Here is a 25,967-nt window from a genome sequence, read left to right on the forward strand (position 1 = left end):
TGAAAAACAAGATATTAAAAAGAGTTATTTAGAATGTTTACTTCTGGCGAAACTTAAAAATAGACATAACAATTATCGATATAAAAAAAGGGTGTCATTATATCTACAGTTATAACAAATATTGCCCGTGAGCACAATTCCGACAATTGCAGAGAATGTATAAATTTAGTACTTAAAAAAACTTATAAATTACTTGAAACCTCGAGTTAGCCTTTTACTTTTTTCATTTTAATCGACTTTCTAATAGGAGGCTTTTTATTATCAACGGCATCTATTGATGCTTTAGGATTCATTAATATAATACGTCCATCTTCACTAACATCGCTATAAGAAATAATATAGTTTTTTACATCTTCAACACTTAAATCTGGGTTTATTGCCCATATTTTTCCAGCCAAATTTGCTGTATTAGGAGATGACATAGATGTTCCTGACATTTTTAACCTTTCACCTCCAGGTACATAACTTTCTACATCAAAACCATTAGCATGCACATCTACATTTTTTCCAAAGCTAGAAAAACTTGTTTCTTCACCAGTTTGATCTACAGCACCTACGGTAAGTATATTGGGTAAATCAAAAGAGGAGGGAATGGCCTCATAAAATTCACTGTCTTCATCAGAGTTCCCTGAAGACGTAATAAACAAAATATCTTCAGCATCTTTAATAGCATTATAGAAAGCTGTTTTTCCAATATTAAATATTTCTAGAGCCATTTTTTTTCGTTCTTCACTATCCTCACCAACACCATGCTTTTCTAAAGCGGTTTCAATACCTTGAGGTGAACCGCCAAAACTCATGTTTACTATACGAACCCCATTGGTTTTAAAATAATTAATGGTTTCAATGGTCTCCTTTGCACCTTTTTTAGCCTTCTCGATGGTTGGCAGTTCAGGCATTAATTTATATCCAAAAGTTATTCGAGCTACTAATAAATCTACTGCGGGGTTATCAAGAACAGCAATTCCAGCAACATGTGTTCCGTGAGCAAAATTCCCGAAAAAATTAAGGTTTTCAATAAAAGGTTTCACTTCATCAGGCTTTAACTCTGACATTATTTGTTTTAATCTATCCGCTTCTTCACTTTCAATATTAGATTGTAAATCTTTTAACCCTTTGTATAGTTGTAATGTTTGTGGTACAGCAACTTTCTGTTCATCAGTAAGCTGTATCAAGTTACCAGTTATTTTATTGGAATGTAAATCATGAGCAATACCATTAACATCATCAACATACCCATTACCATCATTATCAATATTATCTATTTTTTCCAATTTATTTATATACATATTATCAGGAAATAGAGTGTCGTCTATACCACTGTCCCAAATTGCAATTGTTACAGGGCTTAAATTATTACGATTTGATAAATCTACATTGCGTTCTTTCCATATATCCTTTTTTTCAATATGGTTAGCATCTAAATAGGTTTTAAAAACGCTGGCAACAATATCTTTATATGGTAAAATATAACTTGACAGGTATTTGTAATTAATCAAAAGGTCAGCAAAATCACCACTTAACTCACCATTTTGAGATGCAATATCAATATTTTCAACAATCAATCCTTCTATTAGGTTTTCAGAAAATATCTGCATGGACGATTTACTAGATTTTATATCATCTCCTACAATCTCATAATCTAGAGGATTCACTAATTGCTGTAATTCAGTTTCATAAGCGCTATTAAATTCGTTTGCATCAGTTGTATTATGCTTTTCCATAGTATTTAAAAACGCAAAAGATAAAATCCCAGAAGTTTGTTTTTGTGATGGTTTAATCTGTAAAGATTTAATCATTTCAATTTTAGCTCTTCCTTCGTTAAACTTATTCTCAAAAAAGTCAATAGATTTTAATGTAGATAAAATACTTTTCTTTAAAGTAAGATCTTCTATAACGTAACTATCTTTAAGCGATAAGTAGTTTTTTTCTACTTCTAGATAAAGCTTCCTAAATTGATCGTGATCTTTATAGACAACAGATGCAAGATTATCTATTTTATATGTGAATCTGGGAACATCATTTACACTTCTAATGGTATCACGTTGTGCACTCATTGAAAGAACTGTAAAACAAAAGACTATAATAAGACAAGATCTAATTTTCATGGGATTAGTATGGATTTAATTGAGATTTTCGAATATCTATAAATATAGTCATTATATTTCAGAATCGAGATTAACAAAGGCTCTCAAAGTCCCGTCATTCTTAAAACAATACCATAGCGTATTCTTTTATTACTAAATGTATCTGCGATATTTTTTATAATTGGAGTGCCATAAAATAAATTTAGGATATAAAAACCAATTCATACCTAACAAATAACAGTTCAGTAATTCGAAATTCATTATTATGACCATCTAAAATATATTTGTATCATAAACTTTAATTTATTGTACAGATAAATGAAAACTACTAAGCATAAAATCAGTAAAGGGAAGCAAATTTTCAGAATCATATTATTTGCTGGAACTTTTATTTCCTTATGGTTTGTACCTTGGATTCTGGTAAAAGCATGGATATTACCTTTACCAGATACAGTACAAGAGCAAGTGGACCAAACGTTAAGCTATGGCTTTGATGGTGTTATTGTCTATGTAGACGAAGCCGGCAAACCACCAGCTTTCTATACAGCAGGTTATCATAATAAAGAAGAAAAAATACCAGCTAAACCAAACGCATTATTCAAAATTGCAAGTATCAGCAAGCTTTATGTGGCAGTTGCTATCACTAAATTAGCGCATAACAAGCAATTGTCTTTAGATAAAACTGTAACTGATTACTTTCCTGAACTTGCAGGAAGAATAGAAAATGCCGATGACATCACCTTACGCATGCTAGTGCAACACAGAAGCGGTATTCCAAATTTTACAGACAATCCTGAGTTTTGGAAAAACCAACCCAACACCAATACAGATGTACTTGAATATGCACTCGATTTACCGGCTAACTTCCAGCCCAACAAGGATTATGGATATTCAAACACGAATTATTTATTGCTTTCAAGAGTTATTGAACAAGTTACAGGAGGTCCTCGACAAGACTATTTCAAAAAAGAAATTTTAATACCTCTTGGGTTGAAAAACACTTATGGCTCAATTGATGAGGTCAATCTAGACGATGTTATGAGCGGTTATTATGTAGGTATTGAAAAAGACTTCAAAAATGAGAATAGTGGCATGATGATAGCTACCGCACAAGATGTTGGCATCTTTTTAAGGGCTTTAAATGATGGGTCATTACTTAACGAAAAAGAAATGGAAATCTACAGCTCGCTTTATGAATTTAACCATGGCGGATTAGCTCCAGGTTACCAATGTCTAGCAGAATACCATAAAGATATAGATGCAGTTGTTGTACAATTTATGAATACCACCGATTTTGAAGGCTATCAATGGAATTTGTTACAAATAACACATAGTCGTGTGGTAAAGATATTGCGTAAAAATAAGAACCGTTAAAGTGTGTTCTCAAATGTTTCTTCTGCGATGTTAATGAAACTGCTTGCAGTTCAAGAGCACCTATTTATCAAATAGGAAAGGTGCGAGTAAACACTTATTATGCGACGACGTAGGAGGGAAGCGTAATATGTGTGAAATGGTTAAAAGGCAATAATACTCGTCAAATGCCCATAAGTAGGTATTGATAAGGTTATTAATTTATTTTAAATTTGTAAACACCAATAAATCAGTCTAATGAAAAAAATAGCATTTTGTTTTCTAATTATAATTTTAATCTTAGCCTGCGGTGGTAAAGATGATGGGGCTCTAGAACCTGATGATTTCATTGAAATTGAAGAAGAAGAACAAGAAGAAGAGAATTCGATATTTCCTTTAGGTAGCGGGTTTGTTCAATTACCAAAGGGTACTCCGATTGATTTAAACGCTTTGACTGTTCAATCACTATTTGGTTCCAGTGGTATTGATGAAAATGTGTATAGTCTAAAGTATCTTGAGGATAGAACCAGCAATATTTACGTCGCAGATCAAAATGGCAAAATTATTCTCATGGGATATAATTATCCTACTCAAACCGACTTTACCATTAACTCTGAATCAACTTTAATTACCTTGTTAATGTCCCTACCTGGTTCTCAATCTTTATCTATTGAAGGAAAAATCAATTTAATAAACTCTTTTAAAAAAGACCCACAATTTGGATCTCTCAAAAATCAACTTGAAGAAATAATCAAACTAGGCATTTCGCCTGTAAGTACAGAACAGGACGATTTTGCTATGAACCTAGTTTCTTTTTTTAGTGAAAATACAAATAAAAGAAGTTTAAATAATAAAAGTGATCAACCAGTTCAAATATATCAACAAGGTAAAGAGTTTATTTTTCAGAATCCTGGTAAGTCTTATGCATCTTATGTTGGCGTATATAAGAATAACCAAAGACTAGAATCCTTTCTAATTGATAGGGTAAATTTTGTACCAACTTCCATATTGGAAATAATTACGTTTGCTAACAATAACGTTTCTGGCAATGTAGATATCGTTGAACAAAGTTATACCCTGCCAAATGAAGAGGGTGATTATGAAATTAGAATTAGAACTGGGCGAGAATTTAGTCTTGACGGGAATCATGAAGCTGGACTTGCACTTGCAGCTAATATTAAAAATATCGCAATGGATATTTTTCTTGATTTACTATCTTTTGAGAAAGGGTCAACAGCGTCTTGTGCCCAAACTATTGTAAGAGACTTCAGCACATTTTTAGGTAGTGTGGACGACTTTAAAAATATTAATTCGGTTCAAGACTTACTTACATTTGTGTATAACAAAATACAGGCTTTCATTTCTTCATCTAAAACAGTTTTCTTTGGTTGCACTCCACCAAGTGATTCTGTTACCGACTATTTAGAGTCAATTAATAAAAAAATTAGTTGGCTAAGGTATATAGGAATTATCGGGTTTACAGGTAATTATTCCGTTGCGGCATTCCAATGGTTTACCGATGAGGCAATTGTCAATAAATGTTATAGACTAAAAAGCAATAATGTTGATGAGTGTAGCAGTGTTTTTACAGCTACCATAAATGGCAATTTATGGGAAGCAGAAATTGGTAGCATTAGTTCTTCGCAAAGCCACTTAAACAATGTTATCAGTTATTCTCAGGCGATATATGGTAGAATCAACTATGCAGCTATTGGCAGTGTTGCCCAAGTTAATTTAGATCTCGGAGATAGATCACAACCCTATGAGTTTGCCCTTGGATCATACTCATTTAACACAGGTAGTGTATTATCATTATCCATAAGCGTTGGGCAGAATAGAACTACTGCTATAAAAAAAGCCGTTGAAGGTATTGATTCGCAAATTTTAAATATTACATCCATTCGAGAAAGTGAAATTGAAGGAAATTTTAGTTTTACAGTTTCTGAATATAACGATGATACGGAAGAACATGAATTGAAATACACTGTTTCAAATGGATATTTTAAAATAATAAAATAGACAGGTTGATAATTAATTTTTATGTAAAATAGAATCTTAATGTTAAACTTGGCCTCATAAAATTTTGGCAAAACAATAAGGTGAAGTGAGCGTCCATATTTTAGGCTATACAAATGCAATTATCCAGTGGATGATTGTATTTGGATACAATACTTAACTAAAGCTCGTTTCAAATAGTATTTAGCTAAAAATGTACTTTGGGTACATTTTCTTAACGCCAAATAGTCTCAAATATAGCGAATGAGCCGTAATTGTTTCCAAAATTATATACTATTTGAGATATTGATTGAGTATCAATATTGAGAATACCTAACTTGTATTTTTTTTTCTTTTGTTTCAAGACATTATTTTAAAGAATTGATTGAGTATCAATTTTTAAAATACAATTACTTAATAATTTCAGTTTCAAAATAAAAGCCAACTGCGGAGAATCGCGTATTTAAATATTTCTGTACAATGGTTCAAGATATTCAATTTATAACAACTCAATAATGTATAAATATTCATTGACACAATTTGCTTGTACATAATTACGATAGATATAAGTCTAAAGACATTATATCAGTAATTATGTCAAATAGCCATAAAAATGGCTATTACGCTAATTGTTGTAAAATGTACTATAATTTATATTATGTAAAATAGAAATTCTAAAAACATGCATTACTTCCCTCTGCTTGAAATAAATCGATTTTAAATCATTTCATTTAACACCATGTTAAAAATTCTTAATTCCTTCTCATACTAAAATTCTTATGTTATATTTGCGTCCCTTTATCTGTTATGACATATGAAACAAAAATCTAAGCCAAAAGCTGCAAAAACACGTTGGCAGCTATTACACCAATATTATTCCTATACCGGATTTTACAATTTTGTTTGGCAAGCCGTTAAAAAAGCTTTACCATATATCATTGCTATTGTTATTGCTGTATATACGCTTAATCATTTTTGGGACATCAATAATGCCTTAATTCGTTTAACCGAAATATTGCCTTCTTATGGTGTTTTGAGTTTCTTTTTTGTTTCAGAAACACTTTTAGGATTAATTCCACCAGAAATTTTCATTGCCTGGGCAGGAAAAATGTACAGTCCGTGGTTTTATTTGAGCCTTTTAGCCATATTATCTTATGGTGGCGGTTTAGTATCGTATTGGATGGGACGCAGCATTACCAAAATGCCTGCGGTACACAATTACCTAGAAACCAAAATGGAAAAACAGCTTAAAAACTCTAAAAAATGGGGCGGATTTTTAATTGTGGTTGGTGCTTTATTGCCACTGCCCTTTTCAATTTCTTGTATTGCCGCTGGTATTATAGAGTTTCCGTTTAAAAATGTGATGTTGTACGGATCACTGCGTTTGGTGCGTTTTGCCATCTACGGACTCATTATTTTCAACGTCTTATAAAAAAAACTTAAAACGTACCGTTATTATGGCTGTGTGAACTACTTTTGCACAAAAATTAACGCATATGTTTTCTTCATTAAATATATTTAGACTTGTAGCCCTTTTAGAGGGTGTTTCATATATCCTATTATTATTTATAGCAACACCTATCAAATATCTATTACAAGAGCCACAATACGTCAAACTATTAGGCATGCCGCATGGTTTGTTGTTCGTTGCTTATGTGGCATTAGCGCTATTGTTCAAAAAAGAATTCTCTTGGTCTAATAACACCTTATTAATCGTGTTATTAGCCTCTATCATACCTTTCGGAACGTTTTATATCGATAGAAAATACCTTAAACCAAGTCATTAATAATGGATCAATTTAAACATTTAGTTTACGATTTTTTAGTTAATAAAGGGTTGTCCAGTCAAGTGGCAGAATACCTGAATATGCTTATTTTACTGATAGGTTTACTGATTATTATTGTGATTGTAGACCTTATTATCAGGAAAATACTAATTGGTGCTTTTGCTCAATTTGCATCACAGACTAAAACAAATTTCGACGACCTATTAATAGCTAATAAAGTCCCGAGAAACATAGCGCATATCATTCCATTGCTTATCGCTATTGAGTTTGTGCCAGATGTATTTATCGATTTTTACAATTTTGAAAACATCATTGAAAAAGGACTAATCGTATTTGCAATCGTACTTACACTTTGGGTGGTTAGAAGTTTACTAAACACGCTTCGAGATCATTTAAAAACCTTACCGCGTTTTAAAGACAAACCGATATCCAGCTACATACAAGTATTTATGATTTTTGCTTGGGTTGGAGGCTTTATGTCGGCTATAGCCATAATTACAGGCATTCCGTTTTGGTCGTTTGTTACAGGACTTGGAGCTATTTCTGCGGTCATTATTTTAGTATTTAAAGATACTATTATGGGCTTTGTAGCGAGCATTCAAGTGTCTATCAACGATATGGTACGCATTGGCGATTGGATAACCTTCGAGAAATATGGTGCCGATGGTGATGTTACCGAAATTACATTAGCCACGGTTAAAGTTCAGAATTTCGATAAAACCATTACTACCATTCCAACTTACGCCTTAATTTCAGATTCTTTTAAGAACTGGCGCGGTATGACGAATTCTGATGGTCGACGTATTAAACGCGCGCTATATATCAAACAAGACGGTGTAAAATACTTGAGCGAATCTGAAGTGAATAAACTCAAAGACATTCAGCTCATCACAGCTTATTTAGAAACCAGACAGCAAGATATTAAAGAGTATAACACGTCTAACAACATCAATAAAGAATTGCTTCTTAACGGAAGGAACCTAACTAACCTTGGTGTTTTCAGAAAATATATTGATAGCTACTTGCAAAAACATTCGGCCATCAATAAAGATATGATGATAATGGCGCGCCAACTAGCACCAACAACGCACGGTATTCCTTTAGAGATTTACGCCTTCAGTAGCGATAAACGTTGGGAAAATTACGAGTATATCATGTCCGATATCTTCGATCATTTAATAGCGGCACTTCCCTATTTCGATTTGGAGATTTTCGAATTACCGAGTAGTACTAGTTTCGTGGCAAATTCAAAAAAATAACTATTATTAATTCTGAATCATATTCAGAAATACATAAATAAAAAAGCCTGATACAAATGCTTCAGGCTTTTTAAATATCTATAATTCAGATTAGATATTAGCAGCAAGCCAATCTCCAACCTCTTTTGTACCGTAAGCTTTACCTCCGTCGGCTAAATCTTCAGTAACTATACCTTTATTTAAAGCCTCGTTTACAACGGTTCTTATCGCTTTACCTTCATCTAGCAAACCAAAGTTCTCAAACATCATAGCTGCCGATAAAACCGTTGCCATAGGGTTTGCAATATTTAATCCTGTAGCCTGTGGGTACGACCCGTGAATAGGCTCAAACAACCCAATATCAGATCCTAAAGATGCCGATGGCATTAATCCCATCGATCCTGAAATCACTGAAGCTTCATCCGTTAAAATATCGCCAAATAAGTTTTCCGTTATCAATACATCGTAGCTATTTGGCCATTGCACCAAACGCATCGCCACAGCATCAACAAACTCGTAACTTACTTCAACCTCAGGATAATCCTTTTCCATAGCCTGAACCGTTTCTCTCCATAATCTAGAGGTTTCCAATACATTCGCTTTATCTACACAACATAATTTTTTACCACGTGTCATGGCTAATTCAAAACCTTTTTTAGCTAAACGCTGCACTTCTGCTCTGGTATACACACAGTTATCATAAGCCGTTTCACCGTCGTCTCTTCTACCCTTTTCACCAAAGTAAATACCACCAGTTAACTCACGTAAAAACACCAAATCGGTACCTTCAATACGCTCTTTTTTCAAAGGCGATTTATCTAATAACGATGGGAATGTAAACGTCGGTCTCACATTAGCAAATAAACCTAAAGCCTTACGCATTTTTAATAAACCTTGCTCTGGGCGCACTTTTGCAGACGGGTCGTTATCAAAACGTGGGTGCCCAATAGCACCAAACAATACCGCATCACTATTTTTACAAATCTCATGCGTTTCATCTGGGTAAGGTTCACCAACAGCATCAATGGCCGCAGCACCAGTTAAAGCTGGCTTCCACGTAATTTCATGTCCAAATTTCGCAGCCACAGCATCACTCACTTTCACTGCCTGATCAATAACTTCTGGTCCAATACCATCTCCCGCTAAAAGCGCTATATTTAATTTCATTCTTTATGTATTTTAATGTATTTAATATTCAGTTTTAAATCGTTTTGGGCGCCTGTCTGCCGGTAGGCAAGTTTCCACAAGGGTCGGGCTTTTATTCATGCTTTTCTATTTTAAATAAATGAATTCATGAACATAAATGTTTCACTGCAATCCCTAACGCGGGTTTATTTAACTCACAATAATATTCAGCATCTTCTCAGTGGCTTTTATTGCCGAAACTGTTTGGTCGCTATCTAAACCTCTTGTTTTAAACTCTTTTTCGTCATTTTTCCAAGTAATAATTGTTTCGCATAACGCATCCGAGTTACTTCCTGGAGGTATTCTTACTGCATAATCAATCAAGTTAGGCAAGATTACTTTTTTCTTTTTAAATATATTTTTCAAAGCATTCATAAAGGCATCGAACTGTCCGTCGCCCTGTGCCTGCTCTTCAAAAGTTTCATCTTCAATAGTAATAGAAACCGTTGTAGAAGGCTTTAAACCTTTCGAGTGTGTTAATACATAAGCATTAACCGTTACCTTCTCTTCGTAAGTTCTATCTAATACATCCGAAATAATGTACGGCAAGTCCTCTTTGGTAACCACCTGCTTCTTATCACCTAATTCAATAATACGCTGGGTTACCTTCTTTAGGTCTTCATCATTCAACTGCAATCCTAATTGCTGTAAATTCTTCTGTATATTGGCTTTTCCAGAGGCTTTCCCTAAGGCATATTGGCGTGTTCTACCAAAACGCTCTGGCATCAAATCACTAAAATACAGGTTCTTTTTATTGTCGCCATCCGCATGAATGCCGGCCGTTTGTGTAAAAACATTGGCGCCAATTATTGGTTTATTCGCAGGAATCATCACGCCAGAAAAATTCTCAACCAATTTACTTACTGTGTATAATACTTTTTCATTCACACCAATTTCAACATCTGGCATAAAATCGTTAATTACGGCAATCGTACTAGACATAGGTGCATTTCCTGCACGTTCACCCATGCCGTTTACCGTTAAGTGTAAACCATCAGCTCCAGCTCTTAATCCTTCCATAGCATTCGATACGCCTAAATCGTAATCGTTGTGCGCATGAAAATCAATATGTAAATCTGGATACTTATCTTTTATTTCTTTTATAAAATCGTAAGACTCACGAGGAGTCAATACGCCTAAAGTATCGGGAAGCATAATACGAGCCACATTTTGCGTTTTTAAAAAGTCTAAAAACTCGTAAACATAAGCTTTAGAATTTCGCATTCCGTTACTCCAATCTTCCAAATACACATTGGTTATAATGCCTTTTTCTGTTGCTAATTTTATAGCCTCTGATACATCACTAAAATGCTGACTAGAAGTCTTTTTGAGTTGATGAGTTAAATGATTTAATGAACCCTTTGTGAGTAGGTTTTGAACCTTAGCACCGGCCTCAATCATCCAATCTATAGAAACTCCTTTATCAACAAAAGTGAGTACTTCTACCTGGTTTAAATAACCATGCTCAGCAGCCCAATCGGTGATGTCTTTTACCGCTTGAAATTCACCTTCGGAAACTCTAGCCGAAGCAATTTCAATACGATCTACTTTTAATTCTTCAAGTAAAAGTTTAGCAATAGTTAATTTCTCTGAAGCAGAAAACGATACGGTCGATGTTTGTTCACCGTCACGTAACGTGGTATCCATTATTTCTATTCTTCTTTTACTCATATTATAATTCGCAAAAAGCATTTCATTTAATTATGAAATGCTTCTTTACATTTTAAATCTATATGTTAAAATTGACTTTAAACACCAATGATTATTTAAAACGGTCTTGTTTCCCCAAAAGCAAGCACTTCATCTTTCATGTTTTGTAAATAATCAATATCATCAAAACCATTAAGCATATTGTCTTTTTTATAATCGTTAATTTCAAACGATTCAGACTCTCCTGTTGCTACCAAAGTTACTTTCTGGTTAGGTAAATCTACTTTAATTTCTGTTTTCGGATCTGCTTCAATAGCATCAAATATCTTTTGAGCAAAATCAGCCGAAACTTGCACTGGCAACACACCAACATTCAAACAGTTGTTTCTAAAAATATCAGCAAAAAATGATGAAATAACACAACGTAAACCAAAATCGTAAACAGACCAAGCGGCGTGCTCTCTAGAAGATCCCGAACCAAAGTTCTTCCCTCCTACTAAAATTTTAGATCCTGCGTACTTCGCATCATTTAAAGGGAAATCTGCAATTGGATTGCCTTCAGAATCGTATCTCCAATCACGGAAAAAGTTATCTCCAAATCCTTCACGCTTCGTTGCTTTTAAGAAACGTGCTGGTATAATTTGATCGGTATCTACATTCTCAATTGGTAATGGATATGCGGTGCTTGTTAATACTTCAAATTTATCGTAAGCCATAATATATTTTACTTTTGGCCATTAGCTAACGCTTTTGGCAATTTTTTAATTTATTGAATTATACGCTTGCAGCTTGTAAAAGTTCTCTAGGATCGCTAACAACTCCGGTTACAGCAGTAGCAGCTGCCACTAATGGCGATGCTAATAATGTTCTTGACCCTGGTCCTTGACGACCTTCAAAATTACGATTAGACGTAGACACTGCTAATTTTCCAGCAGGCACCTTATCATCGTTCATAGCCAAACAAGCCGAACATCCTGGTTCTCTTAGTACAAAACCAGCTGCTTCAATTATTTTATCTAATCCTTCTGCTTTTATTTGATCTACAACTTTATGAGATCCTGGTACCAACCAAGCGGTAATATTATCTGCTTTTTGTCTGCCTTCAATTATAGAACAGAACGCTCTAAAATCTTCAATACGCCCATTAGTACAAGATCCTAAAAACACATAATCAACTTGTTTTCCAATCATGTCATCACCTTCATTAAACTTCATGTAGCCTAATGATTTTTTGTATGTAGCAATTCCACCTTGAACATCTTCAGCTAAAGGAATTGATTTGGTTACGCCCATACCCATTCCTGGATTTGTTCCGTAAGTAATCATTGGTTCTATATCGGCAGCATCGTAGTTAAACTCTACATCAAACTCAGCGTCATCATCAGTTTTCAACGTTTTCCAATAAGCCATGGCTGTATCCCAATCGGCACCTTTTGGCGTATGCTTTCTTCCTTTTATGTATTCAAATGTTTTTTCATCTGGAGCAATCATACCTCCACGAGCACCCATCTCTATTGATAAGTTACAAACCGTCATACGGCCTTCCATAGTCATGTTTTCAAAAACATCACCGGCATATTCTACAAAATATCCTGTAGCCCCAGAAGTGGTTTGTTTAGATATAATATAAAGCGCCACATCTTTAGGCGTTACTCCAAAACCTAATTTACCATTCACGTTAATACGCATTTTCTTAGGTTTAGGCTGCATAATACATTGTGTAGACAATACCATTTCAACTTCCGAAGTCCCAATACCAAAAGCAATAGCACCAAAGGCACCGTGCGTAGAAGTGTGCGAATCGCCACAAACAATAGTAGCTCCTGGTAATGTGATTCCGTTTTCTGGACCCACAATATGAACGATACCATTATTTCTATGACCTAATCCCCAATGCGAAATACCATATTCTGCAGCGTTATTAGCTAAAGCTTCCAGCTGATTAGCCGATAAAGGATCTGCCACTGGTAAATGCTGATTCCAAGTTGGTGTATTATGATCTGCAGTTGCAAATGTGCGCTCTGGATACATTACACCAATTCCTCGTTCTTTTAATCCAACAAATGCCACCGGACTTGTTACTTCATGTATAAAATGACGATCTATAAAAAATACATCTGGTCCGCCTTTAATCTTACGCACCACATGCGAATCCCATACTTTGTCAAACAATGTCTTACTCATAAATAATTTAATTTTTAAAAGGGTTACAAAGTTAATTTTTATTACAGTTAATCGGAACTTTAAAGCACATTGTTATTTTATTTTTATAAAAAATACAATGGATGCTTTATAATTTGCATTTTATGCAACAAAATCAAAAATTTGATTGTAATTTTTAAAGACATTTTATTATAATGGGCTATAATCTATCTTTTACATATTCTACTTCTGTTTTTCCATGCGGTAAAACCTTACCATCTGGACCAATATTTACCATGACAATATTTGAAATTGTAATTATGGTTTCTCGGGTTCGCATGTTTCTAACTTCGCAAGATAATGTTAAAGAAGCTTTACCAAATTTTATGGCTTTAATGCCAATTTCGATAACATCACCTTGTTTAGCAGACGATTTAAAATCTATTTCGCTGATGTACTTTGTTACTACTTTCTGGTTTTCTAATTGAACAATACTATAAAGGGCAGCTTCTTCGTCTATCCACTCTAATAATCGGCCGCCAAATAATGTGCCGTTAGCATTTAAATCTTCTGGTTTTATCCATTTTCTGGTATGAAATCTCATTGGTAAAGTATAATATTTAAAATTTAAGGTTTTTAATCATTTTTAAATTAATTCATCTGAAATTTGATGAAATAAAAGGCGAAATTAAATACTAGATAAAGATAGAAAAATCGTAACTGTTAATAACCTCGTTAACAATTATAAAGTCAAGAAATAAAAAGGGCTACTTAATTCAATATTTTTATTCAAAATCTACTCCTATGAACACACGACAGTTCGATTTAAAGAACATTCGCCCAGAAATTTCCAGTGCTACAATTAACGATAACATGAGTGCCGACGAGCGGTTTCAGAATTTGGTACTGCGACCAATTATTAAATTTCAAAATGATTTATTACTTGAAGTTTTTAGAAACTACATCAGGAAACACAAATCTGTATTTTATGATTTATCTTTAGAAAAACGCCTTTTGTATATTGAAAATGCCATCCAAAAAGATATGAAACTTCGTAATTCAATGAAGGGCATGATTATAGGTTGTTTTACTGTGGAAGAGTATCTTATCTATATTGAAAATTCTTCAGCATTAAATAAGCGTATGATGAATATTACTAAAGAACGAATACTTAGCCATATTCAACTTCTTGAAAAACCAGAATTGATGCAAGCTGTATAAATTTAATCAACTAAAGAAACCCCATTGAGGTCTGTGGTTAAGACGTCGCTCATGTAATTAAAATATGGGCGAACCGCTTTAAATGCAGCATCAATTTCGTTGATAAACTGATCACTTTGCACCTCTTTATCTGTAAATTTCTTAGTGAATATATATTGTTTCTTTTTGATTAAATCGATTGCCTTATGATCTTTACTGAATCCTTTTGGCGCTGTTTTTACTTCATCACCTACAAAGGTGTTTCCCCAAACCTTGTTAAATTTTTTATCTGCAAGTATATCTCGAATCTCTGAATCGTCCATTTCGAATTCTTTACGAATTCGCAACAAATCCGCAGGAGCAGGTTCCCAAAAGCCAGTAGCAATAAAACTTTCATTATTAGGTTGCATATGCAAATAATAACCGCCTCTTAATCTTGGTTTTGTTCTGTGAAACGAACCTCCAAAATGTGTTTTGTAAGGCAATTTATTTTTAGAAAATCGTACATCCCGATAAATTCGAAACAGCTTTACTTTATCAATATCGTCGTGTTTATTAAGGTTTTCAAAAACTGAATTGTAAAATGCTTTTACCTCTTTTTCAATAGCTTTAAACTCTGTCTTGTGCTCGTTAAACCAATCGCGATTGTTATTTTTTTCTAATTTTGAAAGAAACGTAAAAACAGCATTTGGTACAATAACACTCATAATATTGGATTATTTATTAAAACTCTAAAATACAAAAAGTCCCGAATGAATCGGGACTTTTAAATTTTTCTTAATCAACTTTTATTTTAAAACTTCTTTGTTTTCTTCAAATGTTATGGTTTTTAAACTTCCTGAAGCTTCATCATAGTATTGAACTACAAAATCTCCATTTTTATTAAAGAAACCAATACCGTTATAATTGTCGCCTTTAACTACATAACTTCCGGCATTAAGCGATTTCCAAGCATTTCCAACGCCAACAAACTTATTGTTGTTATTATCGAAAGCCATATCAAAACCATTGTCATTCGGTGTGAACTTATAGTTTTGTTCGCCAATTATAAAATAGGTTTCTTTAGATAGTATATCGTAATCGTTATCGGCATCATTATCAATCATTACCATTTTCTCTACTTTTTTAGTAGCATCTACACGATCTTGATTCACTTTGTTTTTGTCTTTTTCATCTAATTCGACATTAGAAGTTTCGCGGGTAATTACTTTTACCTTATCCTCTTTTACGCTATCAGCGTTTTTATACTTTACAGTTTTAACTTTTGTTTCTTGTTTTATTTCTGTTGCTTTTTCTTGTGTCATTGCTGTGGTACATATAAAAACAGCAAGCAGATAGATTATATTTTTCATTGTTTTATTTAAATTTTTAAGATTAATTATTCGTTTTATAAGCAAGACCTAAATAGGATTATTTGTCCTTTTTAGCTTCTTCTTTTATTTCTTCAATTTCGTCTTCAACATCTTCTAATGCATCTTCAACATCATCTGATATCTCTTCAGAGCTTTCTTTTATCTCTGTTTTCACATCTTCAATTGCCGCTTCAATTTTATCTTCAGGCGTTTTCTTTTCGTCCCTGCAGCTTGTAAAAGCAATTGTAAATGCAAACAACATGGTTAATACTAATACTAATTTTTTCATCGTTTTAAATTTTTAAGGTTAATAAAATAGATTTCAACTGTTTCTTAAAACTCGTCTTCAATTTCATCGGCAGCATCTTCAGCACCATCTCCTACTTCTTCAACTGCTTCTTCAATTTTATCTCCTGTACTTTTCTCTTCTCTACAACCTGTAAAAGCTACAGATATTGAAAATAAAAAGACTAATGCTAATATGATTTTTTTCATAATTTTAGTTTTTAAGTTAATGTGGTTTCTTGTTATTTCTTTAATAATCCTTTTAATAATGAGAGCACAAATAATACTAGGAATATGAAAAATAATATTTTAGCTATTCCTGCAGATGCCCCTGCTATTCCGCCGAAGCCTAATACTCCAGCTATTAATGCGATTATTACAAATGTGATTGTCCAACGTAACATAGTTTTAAATTTTTAAGGTTTGAATTAATAATTTATCAAGGATGATAAATCTACTCTAGTTGTTAGAGAATTGCTTGTCTATAGATGTTTTGTCTAACTTCAATTTATTGTCGAATTGAAGTGTTCTGATAGGGAAAGGAATATTAATTCCAGCCTTATCATAAGCTTTTTTAATTTCAATAATGGCTTTGTTCTTAGCTCTTAATTTCTCAAGCATACTTTCTGCATCTATCCAGAAGCGGCATAAGTAATTGATAGAGCTATCGCCAAATTCGGTGAAATAAAACTCAACATCATCCATCGATTCAACTTGATCGAATGTGTTTGCAATGGTTTCTTTTGTTAATTTTTCTACTTCTTCTAAGTCAGATTCATATCCAACACCACAAGTAAGAGCGATTCTCATTTTTGTAGTCAAAGAGTAGTTTTTTAAAGGATTTTCCAATATTAATTTATTGGGTATCACCACCATGTTATTATCGGCTTCCTTTAAGGTAAAATCTTTCAAATTGATATCTATAACTTCACCTGAGTATCCATTAGTTTCAATCCAGTTTCCTATTTGAATTTTCTTTCTAAAGGATAATACCACACCAGCAAACGTATTAGATAATGTACCTTGTAATGCTAAACCTATGGCTAAACCTGCTACACCAGCACCGGCTAATAAAGAGGTTAACATTTTACTTAGGTTTAGAATCCCGAGGGCCAAAAATAATCCAGCTACAACGACTACAACTGCAGATATTCTAGCTATCATGTTACTAATTGACTTTTGGCTAACGCGCTTTTCAACTATTTTAGATACAATTTTGTTGATGTATTTAGCAATAAAATATGAGGCTATCATAACTAATATTGCTAAAATAAGATTTGGGATGTTTTGAATTATTGCAGATACCCAACCTTCTAACTTATCTATAAGTTGGTTAAATGCTGTTCCTAATGTATTTTTCATTTTTTTTTATGGCTTTAATGGTTAATAATGATTCTAACTAATCGATTTAATTAAAAAGCATTATTTAACATTTGCCATTTCAGGACTTATATTTTTTGTAGAATTTTTAGTCCAAGCATTGAGCATCCAGCTAGATTTTTCTAACTCTCGAACATATGCTCCAATTAAATCAATGGTTCCTTCGTCTGAGATTTCAGTAGCTTTTTCAATAACTTTTGCCATTTGCTTAATTAAAAGTTTATGGTCGTTTAAAGTATCGTTTACCATGTCTTCATCAGATTTAATAGGTTGATTTTCGCTGATGGTTGCAGTTTTAAGATAATCTTCCATTTTACTCATGGGGTGAAATCTTAAAGTTAAAATGCGTTCTGCAATTTCATCGATTTTCACTTTAGCATCATTGTATAAGGTTTCAAATTTTTCGTGTAAGTCGAAGAAATTTTTCCCCTTAACATTCCAATGATTACTTCTTAATTTTTGGTAATACACGTGGTAATCAGCTAACAAAATATTTAGTTCCATCACCACAGGTAGTACATCTTCATCATTCATATTTAAATAGTTCATATTTTGTTTTTTTTATTGATTACACTATATAAACTAGGTGATATATGAAAAATGTCAAGGGCTTTAACAGGTTTTAACCCTGAGCACAAAGTATTAACATAAAATTATGTTAACATGTTAGAGCTTTGTTAAAATAATTAACAGCTTTTGGGTAATACATTTTATTACAGAAAGTCTATTTTATTAAGAATTAAGCCAGATGCGGGTGCTATATAATCCATTTTTACGGTGCTTTCCGGCAACAAGCTATTACGAATATCGTCTAAAGTTAGTTTGCCTTTTCCTAAATCGATGAGTGTTCCCATCATTAATCTAATTTGATTTCTCATAAATCCTTCGCTCTTAACTCTTAGAATATATGATTGCTTCGGAAAGTAATTGGCAGTATAAATCGTGTTCTCTACAATTTCACAAGTTAATATGGTTCGAGTATAAATACCATTATCGGTGGGTTTAAAACAATAGGACTTTAAAAAATGTTCACCTTCAAATAGTTTAGCGCCATGTTTCATGAGTTCAATATCTAAATCATCCAGAATTGTTGTCATAATAGGTGCACAAAAGGGATGGCATTTATCACCATAGGTAAACAAATAAAGGTATTCTTTAATTTTTGAATTATTTATGATGTTGAATTTAGCATCTACTTCTTTGATACTTAGTGCACGAATATCTTGCGGCAGATTATAATTAAATAATTCCAGAAACGCATTTTGGTCTTCTAATGGTTCGTTTAAAAACAATTCGAAAGCTGCATTTTCAGCAGAAACCATCGCATCAGTTCGTCCAGAACTTAAACTTTTGAAATATTTACCTTCAAGTATATAATTTAAGGTTCTATCTACCATTAAATGCAAGGTTTTTACATCAGGTTGCTTTTGCCAACCGTGAAATCGATACCCTAAATATTGAATGGTAATGACATAGAAATATTTCTTCATTTCGAATTTTTAAAGGCTGGGAAATTACTTTAATTTATTATTTGTGGCAAAAAAATTATAAATTGTAGCTTATAAACTAACTAAAAACTTAAAATTATGACAAATGTTTTAACTAACAAACCACCAATTTGGTTCTGGATTATAAGCATTATAGCCCTTATTTGGAATGGCATGGGCGTAAATCAATATTTACAACAAGCTTACAATACGGAAAGCTACCGTGCTATGTATAGCGCAGAACAATTAGAAATTGCAGCCAACATGCCTATGTGGGTAACCGCTGCTTTTGCTATAGCCGTTTTTTCTGGTGCTTTAGCCGCTATTGGATTGTTACTCAGAAAATCTTGGTCGTCTAAGTTATGGCTACTTTCTTTAATTGCAGTTATCATACAGATGGGCTACCTTTTAATTAATGGCTACGCATCCAGTTTAGGTATGACCATTATGATAATTGTATTTGCCTTCCTTTTTGTGTGGTTTTCTAGAATGTCTGAAGCTAAAGGATGGCTATCATAAACAAATAAAACAAGTAATTAAAAAAGGCATTAGTTTAATTTCTAACGCCTTTTTTAATTTTTATTTGTGTCTTGATTTTAATTCTGCCTCAATATCTTTTAAAGTAAACCCTTTTGCTTGAAGTAACATTAAATAGTGAAATAATAAATCTGCAGATTCATACAAAAAGAGTTCATCATTATTATCCATAGCCTCTATAACAGTTTCTATAGCCTCCTCTCCTACTTTTTGCGCTACTTTATTGATGCCTTTTGAAAATAAACTAGCTACATAAGATTTGTTAGTGTCTTTATGGGCAACACGTTCGGTAATCACATTTTCTAAGGTAGAAAAGAAACCATAAGACGATTCATTTGCTTCACCCCAACAGTTGTCTGTTCCTTTATGGCATGTTGGACCAACAGGATTTACCTGAATGAGCAACGTATCATTATCGCAATCGTTTTTTACATCAACCAAGTTTAAGACATTACCACTTTCTTCGCCTTTTGTCCATAATCGTTGTTTTGATCTACTAAAAAAAGTGACTTGTTTGGTTTCTATTGTTTTATGATAAGCCTCTTCATTCATATAGCCTAACATCAACACATTTTTAGTAGTCGCATCTTGAATAATGGCAGGCACTAATCCGTTTGAGTCGTATTTTATTTTCATATTCTTATGTTGTATGAAGCCGAAACACATTCGGCATTACTTTAGTTCGTTTTATAAACGCACTTCTATATTATTTTCTTTTAATGCTTTCTTCAGCACTGGAATAGGAATTTCACCAAAATGAAAAACACTTGCTGCCAAAGCCGCATCAGATTTCCCTTCTTTAAAAGTGTCAATAAAATGCTGGATATTACCGGCGCCTCCAGATGCAATTATAGGAATATTTAATTCGCTCGATAATTTAGCCAAAGCTTCGTTTGCAAATCCGTTTTTTGTGCCATCATGATTCATGGATGTAAATAATATTTCACCAGCACCACGAGCTTCCACTTCTTTTGCCCATTCAAATAAATCGATTTCTGTTGGAATACTTCCACCAGCCAAATGCACTTTCCAATGGTCTCCAATCTTTTTAGCATCAATAGCAACAACCACGCACTGACTTCCAAACTTATCTGCCAATTCATTAACCAATTCTGGTCGTTTTACTGCTGATGAGTTTATAGACACTTTATCGGCACCGCATTGTAAGAGCGCATCAACATCTTCAACCGAAGATATTCCACCGCCCACAGTAAATGGTATATTTACTTGTTCTGCTACATGCAACACCATATCTAAAGTTGTGGCTCGTCCTTCTAAAGTTGCAGAGATATCCAAAAACACAAGCTCATCAGCACCATAATCGGCATATTGTTTTGCGAGCTCTACAGGGTCTCCTGCATCTCTTAAATCCACAAAATTAACACCTTTAACTGTGCGTCCGTTTTTAATATCTAAACAAGGAATGATTCTTTTTGTTAGCATTATACGAATTTTTCAAGTTGATGAAGACTAATTCTATTCTCATAAATAGCCTTTCCGATTATTACACCTTCGCAACCTAAGGCCTGTAATTTAGGTAATTCATCAATTTCCGAAATACCACCAGAGGCAATTAATTTTATGGATTGACCGCTACTACTATTTGAACACTCCTCAATAATTTTTTTATACAAATCAAATGAAGGACCTTCAAGCATACCATCTTTAGAGATATCGGTACAAATTACATATTTGATACTCTTTTTTTGGTAGGCTTTTATAAACGGAATAACCTCTTCTACACTATCTTCTAACCAACCGCTAATGGCTATCTTTCCGTTGTTACTATCGGCACCAAGAATGATTTTTTCACTACCGTATTTATTAATCCAGCCTTCAAAGGTTTCAGGGTCTTTTACTGCAATACTACCCCCGGTAATTTGTCTGGCTCCAGAATTGAAGGCTATATGAAGGTCTTCGTTGGTTTTTAAACCGCCTCCAAAATCTATTTTTAATTTCGTTTTTGAAGCGATTTGTTCAAGTACTTTGTAATTGACAATATGTTGTGCTTTGGCACCATCTAAGTCTACCAAATGCAAATACTCAATACCTGAAGCCTCGAACATTTTGGCCACTTCTAATGGGTTTTCATTATATACTTTTTTAGTATCATAATCACCTTTAGTTAGCCTAACACATTTTCCGTCTATAATATCTATTGCTGGTATTATTCTCATCTTATAATTCTAAAAAGTTCTGTAATATTTTAGCTCCTGCTGTACTACTTTTTTCAGGGTGAAACTGAACCCCGTAAAAATTTTCATGTTGTAATGCCGATGCATAATTAATACCGTAATCTGTTTTCGCAATGGTTTCATTGCAATGTTCAGCATAATAACTGTGCACTAAATACATATATTCGTTTTCTTTAATGCCTTTGAATAAATCAGACTTCAAGTCTTTTATAACATTCCATCCCATTTGAGGCACTTTCACATCATTCGCAAATCGTTTCACATCTGTTTGAAAGATACCGATTCCTTTAGTATTCCCTTCTTCAGTAGACTTACAAAGCAATTGCATGCCTAAACATATACCCAAAACAGGTTGTTTTAAATTTGGAATCAACGTATCTAAGCCACTTTCCTTGAGCATTTTCATTGCTGAACTTGCTTCTCCAACACCAGGGAATATAATTTTATCCGCGCTTTTAATTTCATCAGGATTACTTGACAAAATAGCCTCTACACCCAAACGTCTAAAAGCAAATTGAATGCTTTTAATGTTACCAGCGCCATAATTTATAATAATTAATTTCATTCTTAAGCTTTTAACTATGGCCTTTATTTATAACATTCCTTTTGTTGATGGCAAAAACATCTTATTAGCATCTCTTTTTACAGCCATTTTCATTGCTTTTGCAAAGGCTTTAAAAATCCCTTCTATTTTATGATGTTCGTTTACTCCTTCTGCTTTTATATTTAAATTACATTTTGCACCATCAGTAAACGATTTGAATAAATGATAAAACATTTCTGTTGGCATATCACCGATTTTTTCACGTTTAAACTCAGCATCCCACTCTAGCCAGTTTCTTCCTCCAAAATCTACTGCAACTTGTGCTAAACAATCGTCCATTGGCAAGCAGAAACCATAACGTTCAATCCCGAGTTTATTACCTAATGCTTTGTTGAATAATTCGCCTAAAGCTATCATGGTATCTTCGATGGTATGGTGTTCATCAACTTCTAAATCGCCATTTACCTTAATGGTTAAATCCATAGCGCCGTGCCTACCAATTTGATCTAACATATGATCGAAAAACGACAGACCAGTATTGATATCGTTCTTACCAGAACCATCTAAATTTAATTTTATATATATCTGTGTTTCATTAGTATTACGAGTAATCTTTTCAACTCTATCTTTAAGTTTTAAAAACTCATAAATTTCTGCCCAATCTGTACTTGTCAAGGCTATAACATCTAAAATTTCTTGTTTCGAAGTTTCAATTTCATCAGCACCTAATTCAGGGTCTTCAGATAAATAAATACCCTTAGCTCCTAAATTTTTTGCTAGTTCCATGTCGGTGATTCTATCTCCTAAAACAAAAGAATTTGCTAAATCATATTCTTCAGAAAAGTACTTGGTTAATAAACCTGTTCTAGGTTTGCGAGTTTCGGCATTTTCATGCGGAAAGGTTTTATCAATATGGATTGCTTGAAACTTCACGCCTTCCTTTTCAAAAGCATTAATAATTTTATTTTGAGCGGGCCAAAAGGTGTCTTCTGGGAAAGAATCCGTACCCAACCCATCTTGATTGGTAACCATTACCAATTCAAAATCCAATTCATTGGCAATTTTAGCCATGTATTGAAACACTTTTGGATAGAACTCTAACTTCTCTAAACTATCTAATTGATAATCTACTGGCGGCTCTAATACTAAGGTTCCGTCTCGGTCTATAAATAGTACTTTTTTCATAATCTAGCTTTTAGCTATTGACATTTCGTTATGAGCGAAAGGCAATAACTATATTTCTTTCATTACTTTTATTAGTTTCTTATTCTCATTAGCAGTCCCGACTGTAAGTCGTACACAGTTTTCGCAACCAGGTTGTGTTGTTCTGTTCCTAATTACAATACCTTTCTCGATAAGTTGGTTATAACGCTTTGTGGCATCATCAACTTCAACTAACACAAAATTAGCATCGGTTGGGTATATTTTCGAGATATAACTTACTGTATTTAACTGATTGATTAAATTCTTGCGCTCTAATAATATATCTTCAACTTGTTTTTTAGTCAAGTCGTTTAATTTTAATTGCTGAATTGCACGTTGTTGCGTTAACTCATTAACGTTATAAGGCGGCTTAATTCTATTTAAAACCGATATTATTTCACTTGATGCATAACATATACCCAATCGGATTCCTGCCATTCCGTAGGCTTTTGAAAGCGTTTGCGTCACAATTAAATTAGGAAACTCACTCAATTTACTTATCCAGCTTTCTTCATTTGAAAAATCGATATAGGCTTCGTCAATCACAACGATACCTTGAAATTTTTTAATTAATTCTTCAATTGATTTAGCCTCAAAACTATTGCCTGTTGGATTATTAGGTGAACACAAAAACAATAATTTCGAATTATCATTTGACACCTCTAAAATCTCATCAACTTTTGGCTGGAAATTATCGTCTAATTGAACACTTTTAATCTCTACTGCATTAATATTGGCCAAAACACTGTACATGCCATAAGTTGGTGGTAAAGTAATGATGTTATCTTGATTAGGCTCACAGAAAGCTCTAAAAATAAGATCTAGTACTTCATCACTTCCATTCCCTAATAGTATATTGTTTTCGGGAATATTTTTAATTTCTGAAAGCAAAGACTTTACCGAACGCTGTTGCGGGTCTGGATAACGATTGACACCATTTTCAAACGGATTTTCATTCGCGTCCAAAAACACCATATCATCACTATTACCTTGAAATTCATCTCTCGCAGATGAATACGGTTTGAGTGCCTTTATTGTTGGCCTTATTAACTTTTGAATACTCATTTTTTCAAATCCTTTAAACGTATACTCACGGCATTTTTATGTGCTTGTAAACCTTCGGCTTCGGCCATCAATTCTATAGACAGTCCTAAATTTAAAAGGCCTTCTTTAGATATTTTCTGAAAGGTCATACTCTTCAAAAAGCTATCTAAATTAACCCCAGAATAGGCTTTAGAAAAACCATTAGTTGGCAAGGTATGATTGGTTCCAGAAGCATAATCGCCCGCACTCTCTGGAGTGAAATCACCTATAAAAACAGAACCTGCATTTGTTATGCCATTAATATATAAATCTTCGTTTTTAGAGCAAATTATAAAGTGTTCTGGTCCGTAATCGTTTATTAATTCTAAAGCTAAATTGTCATTTTCCATGTAAATTAACTTCGAATTCGCAATGGCTTTTTCTGCTATCGCTTTACGCGGAAGCACCTCCAACTGCTTTTCAACTTCATCTGAAACTTCATCAATCAAACGTTTTGATGTCGATACCAAAATTACTTGACTATCGGTACCGTGCTCTGCTTGACTTAATAAATCTGATGCCACATAAGATGCATTTGCATAATCATCAGCAACTACCAACAATTCACTAGGTCCCGCAGGCATATCAATGGCAACACCATATTTTGTAGCAATTTGTTTCGCTACAGTAACATATTGATTTCCTGGTCCGAAAATCTTATACACTTGAGGAATGGTTTCTGTACCAAAAGTTAATCCTGCAATGGCCTGAATCCCTCCTACTTTAATAATTTTAGTAACCCCACAAAGTTGTGCTGCAAACAAAATTTCAGGAGCTAAATTTCCAGCTTTATTAGGTGGTGAACATAACACTATTTCTTTACAACCCGCAATTTGTGCAGGAATTGCTAACATTAAAACTGTTGAAAAAAGCGGCGCAGTTCCTCCTGGTATATAAAGACCTACCTTTTCAATTGGTCTTTTTTCTTGCCAGCACGAAACACCATTAACAGTCTCTATTACTACTTTATCTGTTTTTTGTGCCTTATGAAACGCTTCAATATTTTGTTTCGCCAACTTAATGGCCTTTTGAAGTTTTTCTGGCACCTCTTTAGCCGCTAGCTCTATTTCTTCAACGGAAACACTATTAGAATCTAAAGTCACACCATCAAACTTAGCAGTATAGTCCTTAATAGCTTGATCTCCAGTTTCAGATACCTCCGAGAATATTTTATTAACCGTCTCCTCGATATCGCCTACCGTTTGAGTAGGGCGCTTTAAAACATTCGTCCAGTCTCCTCTTTTTGGGCTATTTATAATTTGCATGA

28 protein-coding genes are annotated in these 25,967 nt (G+C 33.6%); 7 read left to right on the forward strand and 21 right to left on the reverse strand.

Translation table 11 applies throughout. The annotated features are described in order from the left end of the window. Positions 1–206: 206 nt before the first annotated feature. A complete protein-coding gene (locus O5O44_RS09345) occupies positions 207–2,057 on the reverse strand; it encodes a S8 family serine peptidase (RefSeq protein ID WP_289194112.1) in 1,851 nt (616 codons plus the stop codon). A gap of 348 nt (positions 2,058–2,405) precedes the next feature. Here O5O44_RS09345 and O5O44_RS09350 point away from each other — a divergent pair, with 348 nt between their 5' ends. The 5 genes from O5O44_RS09350 to O5O44_RS09370 all read left to right on the forward strand — a co-directional run bounded on the left by O5O44_RS09350 (position 2,406) and on the right by O5O44_RS09370 (position 8,478). Continuing rightward, positions 2,406–3,461, forward strand: a complete 1,056-nt coding sequence (locus O5O44_RS09350) for a serine hydrolase domain-containing protein (protein WP_289194113.1) — start codon at positions 2,406–2,408, stop codon at positions 3,459–3,461. A gap of 234 nt (positions 3,462–3,695) precedes the next feature. Continuing rightward, the gene (locus O5O44_RS09355) at positions 3,696–5,456 is read left to right on the forward strand and encodes a hypothetical protein (protein ID WP_289194114.1); all 1,761 of its coding nucleotides are present in this window, start codon (positions 3,696–3,698) and stop codon (positions 5,454–5,456) included. A gap of 790 nt (positions 5,457–6,246) precedes the next feature. Then, on the forward strand, positions 6,247–6,864 hold the full coding sequence (locus O5O44_RS09360) for a YqaA family protein (RefSeq protein ID WP_289194115.1): 618 nt from the start codon (positions 6,247–6,249) through the stop codon (positions 6,862–6,864). A gap of 64 nt (positions 6,865–6,928) precedes the next feature. Then, positions 6,929–7,219, forward strand: a complete 291-nt coding sequence (locus O5O44_RS09365) for a DUF3817 domain-containing protein (RefSeq protein ID WP_289194116.1) — start codon at positions 6,929–6,931, stop codon at positions 7,217–7,219. Between the two features lie 2 nt (positions 7,220–7,221). Continuing rightward, positions 7,222–8,478 carry a mechanosensitive ion channel family protein gene (locus O5O44_RS09370; RefSeq protein ID WP_289194117.1) on the forward strand — a complete coding sequence of 419 codons (1,257 nt, stop codon included), beginning with the start codon at positions 7,222–7,224 and terminating at the stop codon, positions 8,476–8,478. Positions 8,479–8,568: 90 nt separating this feature from the next. On the opposite strand, the gene leuB is transcribed toward O5O44_RS09370, so the two are convergent. From leuB to O5O44_RS09395, 5 genes are all read right to left on the reverse strand, one after another. Continuing rightward, a complete protein-coding gene (gene leuB / locus O5O44_RS09375) occupies positions 8,569–9,624 on the reverse strand; it encodes a 3-isopropylmalate dehydrogenase (protein WP_289194118.1) in 1,056 nt (351 codons plus the stop codon). A gap of 168 nt (positions 9,625–9,792) precedes the next feature. After that, the gene (locus O5O44_RS09380; protein ID WP_289194119.1) at positions 9,793–11,313 is read right to left on the reverse strand and encodes a hydroxymethylglutaryl-CoA lyase-like TIM-barrel protein; all 1,521 of its coding nucleotides are present in this window, start codon (positions 11,311–11,313) and stop codon (positions 9,793–9,795) included. A 95-nt stretch (positions 11,314–11,408) separates the two neighbouring features. After that, complete coding sequence (gene leuD / locus O5O44_RS09385; protein WP_289194120.1) at positions 11,409–12,008, reverse strand: 3-isopropylmalate dehydratase small subunit; 600 nt, start codon at positions 12,006–12,008, stop codon at positions 11,409–11,411. Between the two features lie 58 nt (positions 12,009–12,066). Continuing rightward, entirely contained in the window at positions 12,067–13,476 is a 1,410-nt protein-coding gene (leuC, locus tag O5O44_RS09390; protein ID WP_289194121.1) for a 3-isopropylmalate dehydratase large subunit, read from the reverse strand. A 178-nt stretch (positions 13,477–13,654) separates the two neighbouring features. Beyond that, positions 13,655–14,038 carry an acyl-CoA thioesterase gene (locus O5O44_RS09395; RefSeq protein ID WP_019388605.1) on the reverse strand — a complete coding sequence of 128 codons (384 nt, stop codon included), beginning with the start codon at positions 14,036–14,038 and terminating at the stop codon, positions 13,655–13,657. A gap of 200 nt (positions 14,039–14,238) precedes the next feature. On the opposite strand from O5O44_RS09395, the gene O5O44_RS09400 reads away from it, so the two are divergent. Further along, positions 14,239–14,655: a hypothetical protein gene (locus O5O44_RS09400; protein WP_019388606.1), complete on the forward strand. Its 417-nt coding sequence runs from the start codon at positions 14,239–14,241 to the stop codon at positions 14,653–14,655. 2 nt (positions 14,656–14,657) lie between these two features. Here O5O44_RS09400 and O5O44_RS09405 read toward each other — a convergent pair whose 3' ends face one another. From O5O44_RS09405 to O5O44_RS09440, 8 genes are all read right to left on the reverse strand, one after another. Then, on the reverse strand, positions 14,658–15,341 hold the full coding sequence (locus tag O5O44_RS09405; RefSeq protein WP_289194122.1) for a DUF2461 domain-containing protein: 684 nt from the start codon (positions 15,339–15,341) through the stop codon (positions 14,658–14,660). 81 nt (positions 15,342–15,422) lie between these two features. Next, positions 15,423–15,986, reverse strand: coding sequence for a hypothetical protein (locus tag O5O44_RS09410; RefSeq protein WP_289194123.1), 564 nt, complete (start codon positions 15,984–15,986; stop codon positions 15,423–15,425). A gap of 58 nt (positions 15,987–16,044) precedes the next feature. Next, complete coding sequence (locus O5O44_RS09415) at positions 16,045–16,275, reverse strand: hypothetical protein (RefSeq protein ID WP_019388609.1); 231 nt, start codon at positions 16,273–16,275, stop codon at positions 16,045–16,047. 44 nt (positions 16,276–16,319) lie between these two features. Beyond that, positions 16,320–16,481 (reverse strand): hypothetical protein, encoded by a 162-nt coding sequence (locus O5O44_RS09420; RefSeq protein ID WP_289194124.1) that lies wholly within the window; start codon positions 16,479–16,481, stop codon positions 16,320–16,322. 32 nt (positions 16,482–16,513) lie between these two features. Continuing rightward, the gene (locus tag O5O44_RS09425; protein ID WP_019388611.1) at positions 16,514–16,675 is read right to left on the reverse strand and encodes a DUF1328 domain-containing protein; all 162 of its coding nucleotides are present in this window, start codon (positions 16,673–16,675) and stop codon (positions 16,514–16,516) included. A gap of 55 nt (positions 16,676–16,730) precedes the next feature. Continuing rightward, positions 16,731–17,633, reverse strand: a complete 903-nt coding sequence (locus tag O5O44_RS09430) for a mechanosensitive ion channel family protein (RefSeq protein ID WP_289194125.1) — start codon at positions 17,631–17,633, stop codon at positions 16,731–16,733. 60 nt (positions 17,634–17,693) lie between these two features. Then, complete coding sequence (locus O5O44_RS09435) at positions 17,694–18,200, reverse strand: Dps family protein (RefSeq protein WP_289194126.1); 507 nt, start codon at positions 18,198–18,200, stop codon at positions 17,694–17,696. 164 nt (positions 18,201–18,364) lie between these two features. Further along, positions 18,365–19,141, reverse strand: a complete 777-nt coding sequence (locus O5O44_RS09440; protein ID WP_289194127.1) for a tRNA pseudouridine synthase A — start codon at positions 19,139–19,141, stop codon at positions 18,365–18,367. A gap of 96 nt (positions 19,142–19,237) precedes the next feature. Here O5O44_RS09440 and O5O44_RS09445 point away from each other — a divergent pair, with 96 nt between their 5' ends. Next, positions 19,238–19,657 carry a hypothetical protein gene (locus O5O44_RS09445; RefSeq protein ID WP_289194128.1) on the forward strand — a complete coding sequence of 140 codons (420 nt, stop codon included), beginning with the start codon at positions 19,238–19,240 and terminating at the stop codon, positions 19,655–19,657. Between the two features lie 60 nt (positions 19,658–19,717). Here O5O44_RS09445 and hisIE read toward each other — a convergent pair whose 3' ends face one another. Genes hisIE through hisD form a run of 7 tightly spaced genes read right to left on the reverse strand, consistent with a single transcriptional unit; the run spans position 19,718 to position 25,965 of the window. After that, a complete protein-coding gene (gene hisIE / locus O5O44_RS09450; RefSeq protein WP_289194129.1) occupies positions 19,718–20,311 on the reverse strand; it encodes a bifunctional phosphoribosyl-AMP cyclohydrolase/phosphoribosyl-ATP diphosphatase HisIE in 594 nt (197 codons plus the stop codon). A gap of 51 nt (positions 20,312–20,362) precedes the next feature. Next, complete coding sequence (gene hisF / locus O5O44_RS09455; RefSeq protein ID WP_019388617.1) at positions 20,363–21,118, reverse strand: imidazole glycerol phosphate synthase subunit HisF; 756 nt, start codon at positions 21,116–21,118, stop codon at positions 20,363–20,365. Continuing rightward, the gene (gene hisA, locus O5O44_RS09460) at positions 21,118–21,852 is read right to left on the reverse strand and encodes a 1-(5-phosphoribosyl)-5-[(5-phosphoribosylamino)methylideneamino]imidazole-4-carboxamide isomerase (protein ID WP_289194130.1); all 735 of its coding nucleotides are present in this window, start codon (positions 21,850–21,852) and stop codon (positions 21,118–21,120) included. The genes hisF and hisA overlap by 1 nt, the downstream gene beginning before the upstream one ends. A 1-nt stretch (position 21,853) precedes the next feature. Beyond that, the gene (gene hisH / locus O5O44_RS09465) at positions 21,854–22,435 is read right to left on the reverse strand and encodes an imidazole glycerol phosphate synthase subunit HisH (RefSeq protein WP_289194131.1); all 582 of its coding nucleotides are present in this window, start codon (positions 22,433–22,435) and stop codon (positions 21,854–21,856) included. 27 nt (positions 22,436–22,462) lie between these two features. Next, a complete protein-coding gene (hisB, locus tag O5O44_RS09470) occupies positions 22,463–23,599 on the reverse strand; it encodes a bifunctional histidinol-phosphatase/imidazoleglycerol-phosphate dehydratase HisB (RefSeq protein ID WP_289194132.1) in 1,137 nt (378 codons plus the stop codon). A 48-nt stretch (positions 23,600–23,647) separates the two neighbouring features. Further along, the gene (gene hisC, locus O5O44_RS09475) at positions 23,648–24,682 is read right to left on the reverse strand and encodes a histidinol-phosphate transaminase (RefSeq protein ID WP_289194133.1); all 1,035 of its coding nucleotides are present in this window, start codon (positions 24,680–24,682) and stop codon (positions 23,648–23,650) included. Then, the gene (hisD, locus tag O5O44_RS09480; RefSeq protein ID WP_289194134.1) at positions 24,679–25,965 is read right to left on the reverse strand and encodes a histidinol dehydrogenase; all 1,287 of its coding nucleotides are present in this window, start codon (positions 25,963–25,965) and stop codon (positions 24,679–24,681) included. Before hisD ends, hisC begins: the two co-directional genes overlap by 4 nt. Between the last annotated feature and the right edge of the window lie 2 nt (positions 25,966–25,967).

This window comes from Algibacter luteus (genome assembly GCF_030344935.1).
Lineage (GTDB): Bacteria > Bacteroidota > Bacteroidia > Flavobacteriales > Flavobacteriaceae > Arenitalea > Arenitalea lutea.

What these genes read in the sequence shown, in the direction of transcription:
- O5O44_RS09345 (WP_289194112.1), bottom strand. Translation starts at nt 2,057, where the DNA reads ATGAGTGCACAACGTGATACCATTAGAAGTGTAAATGATGTTCCCAGA.
- O5O44_RS09350 (WP_289194113.1), top strand. Translation starts at nt 2,406, where the DNA reads ATGAAAACTACTAAGCATAAAATCAGTAAAGGGAAGCAAATTTTCAGA.
- O5O44_RS09355 (WP_289194114.1), top strand. Translation starts at nt 3,696, where the DNA reads ATGAAAAAAATAGCATTTTGTTTTCTAATTATAATTTTAATCTTAGCC.
- O5O44_RS09360 (WP_289194115.1), top strand. Translation starts at nt 6,247, where the DNA reads ATGAAACAAAAATCTAAGCCAAAAGCTGCAAAAACACGTTGGCAGCTA.
- O5O44_RS09365 (WP_289194116.1), top strand. Translation starts at nt 6,929, where the DNA reads ATGTTTTCTTCATTAAATATATTTAGACTTGTAGCCCTTTTAGAGGGT.
- O5O44_RS09370 (WP_289194117.1), top strand. Translation starts at nt 7,222, where the DNA reads ATGGATCAATTTAAACATTTAGTTTACGATTTTTTAGTTAATAAAGGG.
- leuB (WP_289194118.1), bottom strand. Translation starts at nt 9,624, where the DNA reads ATGAAATTAAATATAGCGCTTTTAGCGGGAGATGGTATTGGACCAGAA.
- O5O44_RS09380 (WP_289194119.1), bottom strand. Translation starts at nt 11,313, where the DNA reads ATGAGTAAAAGAAGAATAGAAATAATGGATACCACGTTACGTGACGGT.
- leuD (WP_289194120.1), bottom strand. Translation starts at nt 12,008, where the DNA reads ATGGCTTACGATAAATTTGAAGTATTAACAAGCACCGCATATCCATTA.
- leuC (WP_289194121.1), bottom strand. Translation starts at nt 13,476, where the DNA reads ATGAGTAAGACATTGTTTGACAAAGTATGGGATTCGCATGTGGTGCGT.
- O5O44_RS09395 (WP_019388605.1), bottom strand. Translation starts at nt 14,038, where the DNA reads ATGAGATTTCATACCAGAAAATGGATAAAACCAGAAGATTTAAATGCT.
- O5O44_RS09400 (WP_019388606.1), top strand. Translation starts at nt 14,239, where the DNA reads ATGAACACACGACAGTTCGATTTAAAGAACATTCGCCCAGAAATTTCC.
- O5O44_RS09405 (WP_289194122.1), bottom strand. Translation starts at nt 15,341, where the DNA reads ATGAGTGTTATTGTACCAAATGCTGTTTTTACGTTTCTTTCAAAATTA.
- O5O44_RS09410 (WP_289194123.1), bottom strand. Translation starts at nt 15,986, where the DNA reads ATGAAAAATATAATCTATCTGCTTGCTGTTTTTATATGTACCACAGCA.
- O5O44_RS09415 (WP_019388609.1), bottom strand. Translation starts at nt 16,275, where the DNA reads ATGAAAAAATTAGTATTAGTATTAACCATGTTGTTTGCATTTACAATT.
- O5O44_RS09420 (WP_289194124.1), bottom strand. Translation starts at nt 16,481, where the DNA reads ATGAAAAAAATCATATTAGCATTAGTCTTTTTATTTTCAATATCTGTA.
- O5O44_RS09425 (WP_019388611.1), bottom strand. Translation starts at nt 16,675, where the DNA reads ATGTTACGTTGGACAATCACATTTGTAATAATCGCATTAATAGCTGGA.
- O5O44_RS09430 (WP_289194125.1), bottom strand. Translation starts at nt 17,633, where the DNA reads ATGAAAAATACATTAGGAACAGCATTTAACCAACTTATAGATAAGTTA.
- O5O44_RS09435 (WP_289194126.1), bottom strand. Translation starts at nt 18,200, where the DNA reads ATGAACTATTTAAATATGAATGATGAAGATGTACTACCTGTGGTGATG.
- O5O44_RS09440 (WP_289194127.1), bottom strand. Translation starts at nt 19,141, where the DNA reads ATGAAGAAATATTTCTATGTCATTACCATTCAATATTTAGGGTATCGA.
- O5O44_RS09445 (WP_289194128.1), top strand. Translation starts at nt 19,238, where the DNA reads ATGACAAATGTTTTAACTAACAAACCACCAATTTGGTTCTGGATTATA.
- hisIE (WP_289194129.1), bottom strand. Translation starts at nt 20,311, where the DNA reads ATGAAAATAAAATACGACTCAAACGGATTAGTGCCTGCCATTATTCAA.
- hisF (WP_019388617.1), bottom strand. Translation starts at nt 21,118, where the DNA reads ATGCTAACAAAAAGAATCATTCCTTGTTTAGATATTAAAAACGGACGC.
- hisA (WP_289194130.1), bottom strand. Translation starts at nt 21,852, where the DNA reads ATGAGAATAATACCAGCAATAGATATTATAGACGGAAAATGTGTTAGG.
- hisH (WP_289194131.1), bottom strand. Translation starts at nt 22,435, where the DNA reads ATGAAATTAATTATTATAAATTATGGCGCTGGTAACATTAAAAGCATT.
- hisB (WP_289194132.1), bottom strand. Translation starts at nt 23,599, where the DNA reads ATGAAAAAAGTACTATTTATAGACCGAGACGGAACCTTAGTATTAGAG.
- hisC (WP_289194133.1), bottom strand. Translation starts at nt 24,682, where the DNA reads ATGAGTATTCAAAAGTTAATAAGGCCAACAATAAAGGCACTCAAACCG.
- hisD (WP_289194134.1), bottom strand. Translation starts at nt 25,965, where the DNA reads ATGCAAATTATAAATAGCCCAAAAAGAGGAGACTGGACGAATGTTTTA.